The organism is Finegoldia magna, from assembly GCF_018371055.1.
In the GTDB taxonomy this organism is placed as follows: Bacteria; Bacillota; Clostridia; order Tissierellales; family Peptoniphilaceae; genus Finegoldia; species Finegoldia magna_I.
In genome coordinates this window covers 1-2,744 of record NZ_JAGYZD010000220.1, presented here as the reverse complement: position 1 = coordinate 2,744, position 2,744 = coordinate 1, and the positions used below count along the sequence as shown (strand labels likewise).

Annotated in this window: 2 protein-coding genes; one reads left to right on the top strand and one right to left on the bottom strand. The window is 33.2% G+C overall.

What is annotated here, in order from left to right:
• A partial coding sequence (gene ftsH, locus KHW44_RS08220) for an ATP-dependent zinc metalloprotease FtsH (RefSeq protein WP_304068297.1) occupies nucleotides 1–1,464 on the top strand: 1,464 nt, incomplete at its 5' end.
• Between the two features lie 60 nt (nucleotides 1,465–1,524).
• Here the strand turns inward: ftsH and KHW44_RS08215 are convergent.
• Nucleotides 1,525–2,508 (bottom strand): helix-turn-helix transcriptional regulator, encoded by a 984-nt coding sequence (locus KHW44_RS08215; RefSeq protein WP_304068294.1) that lies wholly within the window; start codon nucleotides 2,506–2,508, stop codon nucleotides 1,525–1,527.
• Nucleotides 2,509–2,744: the final 236 nt, after the last annotated feature.

The following is a 2,744-nucleotide window of genomic DNA, read 5'->3' as shown; positions in this document are numbered from 1 at the left end:
GCATTACAATTTGGTAAGAGCAACGCAAAAATTTACGTTGAAAGTCAAACTGGCAAGAAATTTACAGATGTTGCTGGTCAAGAAGAAGCCAAGGATGCTTTGTTGGAAGTTGTTGACTTCTTGCACGATCCAAAAAGATACAACGAAATTGGTGCAGTGTTACCAAAAGGCGTTTTATTAGTGGGTCCTCCTGGAACTGGTAAGACTTTGCTTGCACAAGCTGTTGCTGGTGAGGCAAAAGTTCCATTCTTTTCAATGAGTGGTTCAGAATTCGTTGAAATGTTTGTCGGATTAGGAGCTAGTAAAGTTCGTGATTTGTTCAAACAAGCAGCAGAAAAGGCACCTTGTATCGTATTCATCGACGAAATCGATGCTATCGGTAAGAGACGTGATACTGCTGGAATTTCTGGTAACGACGAAAGAGAACAAACTCTTAACCAATTATTAAATGAAATGGACGGTTTCAGCGGAAATTCAGGAGTTGTTATACTAGCTGCTACTAATAGACCTGAAATTTTAGATCCAGCGCTTACTAGACCTGGTAGATTTGACAGACAAATTCCTGTTGAACTTCCAGATTTACAAGGACGTATCGATATTCTTAAAGTTCACGCGCGTAAAATCAAAATCGAAAAAGATTTGGATTACAAGGCAGTCGCTTTGATGACAGCAGGTACAAGTGGTGCTCAATTGGCAAATATAGTAAATGAAGCTGCACTAAGAGCTGTTAGAATGGGAAGAAATATCGTAACACAAGAAGATTTGATAGAATCTGTTGAAGTTGTAATAGCTGGTCAACAAAGAAAAGGCACAGTTATAACTCCAAAAGAAAAAGAACTTATAGCTTATCACGAAGTTGGACACGCATTAGTTGCTGCAATGCAATCACATTCCGCTCCAGTTACTAAGATTACAATTATTCCTAGAACAAGCGGTGCGTTGGGCTACACAATGCAAGTAGATCAAGAAGAAAAATTCCTCATGAACAAAGAAGAACTATTTAATATGATAGTTACACTTACAGGAGGAAGAAGTGCAGAAGAAGTTGTGTTTAACACAAGAACTACTGGAGCTTCAAATGATATAGAAAAAGCTACAAAAATCGCTCGTGCGATGGTCACTCAGTACGGTATGACTGACGAATTCGATATGATGAGCTTGGAAACTACAAACTCAAAATATCTTGGCGGCGGCAATACATTAGCTGCAAGTGATCAAAAAGCTGGTCAAATAGATAATAAAGTAGAATCTATAATAAAAGCCGCTCACGAAAAAGCTAGAAATATTTTAACTGAAAATATCGATAAACTTCATGAAATTTCTAAATTCTTACTAGAAAAAGAAACTATCACTGGAGAAGAATTCATGGAAATTCTTAACCTTGAAGATGAAAAGAAATCTGAAATAGATGAAAACACAGTGAAAAAAGAAGAAGTAGACGATACCACAGTTAGCGATTTATAAAAACAAAAACATTCTCTATTTTGAGTTTTGCTCAATATTAGAGAATGTTTTTTTGATTTATTATTTCATTTTATTGTTGAAATGAGATTTTAAGATGAAATAAAATGCCGCAAACATAACCGCTCCAGCCGCAAAAATCACCCAAGTGATTTCCCATCTGTTCGTATACAAGCTAACTGCAAGATATATTGCTGTGATTATTAACCAGAAGGCTGTAATATATCCGCTCATCTTCTCTCTCAATTTTTTATTTTTCAGAGTGTAATCTTCTACTTGAAGTAGCATATTATAACTTGATATAACAGAAAGTTTTTTGATTAAAATATTAGTAGCTGCTGATACAATAATTAACAACAATATAATAGCTGATAATTGTAATACTTCACTCTCTGATATGGATACAAGTATGATAGGAATCACACATAATATATACATTATTATCGCACTAGCTATTGCTTTATTATCTTTTTGTTCTCTTTCTTCCTTTTTCTTTTCGACTATTCCTTTTACACCGTATGATAAATTAAATGATTCTTTTGAAATAAAATCATATTTTTCAATTAAATTCGCTTTCACGATTAATTTGTATACACCAAAAGCAATTATAAGAAATAATACAATAGTTCCTCCTATTACGAAGGGATCTTCACTCTTAACATTAGCTGTCAAGGCTATGATTTGAGATATCAAAACTGCTATTGGAGACATTATGAATAAGCTTATGCTATCAGCAACGTCATTTGAATATTCTTCGTATGCACTCATAAAATCATTAGCATCTTCTACACTAATTGTCTTCTTAGTATCCAACTCTTCGACAGTATCATCCGAATATTCAATATCATCAATATCATCCTTTAATAAGTAGTCTGTTTTTACTCCAAAAACATTACTCAATTGAATAATCTTATTGATATCCGGAATTGAGTTTCCCATTTCCCATTTCGATACAGATTGTCTGCTAACACCTAATTTTTCTGCCAATTCTTCTTGAGTTAGATTACTCTTTTTTCTAAGAAGAATTATCTTGTCACTTAATATCATTTCAAACCTCCTTGAATTTTTGTTAATTTAATTTTATAAAATCTTGCAGTTGATTACTACAAACTTTGATTTGAAATTACGCAACTATCGGTTGCATTTATGATATTACCGCCATTTATGAAAAAAAACTAGCCCCTAACGAGCTAGTTTTATAAGTTTTATAAAGTTTCTATTTTTTCTGTAATATTTTCCAAATAATTTGTTTCAACTTCACTTATCTTTCCAGTTTCAGTTAA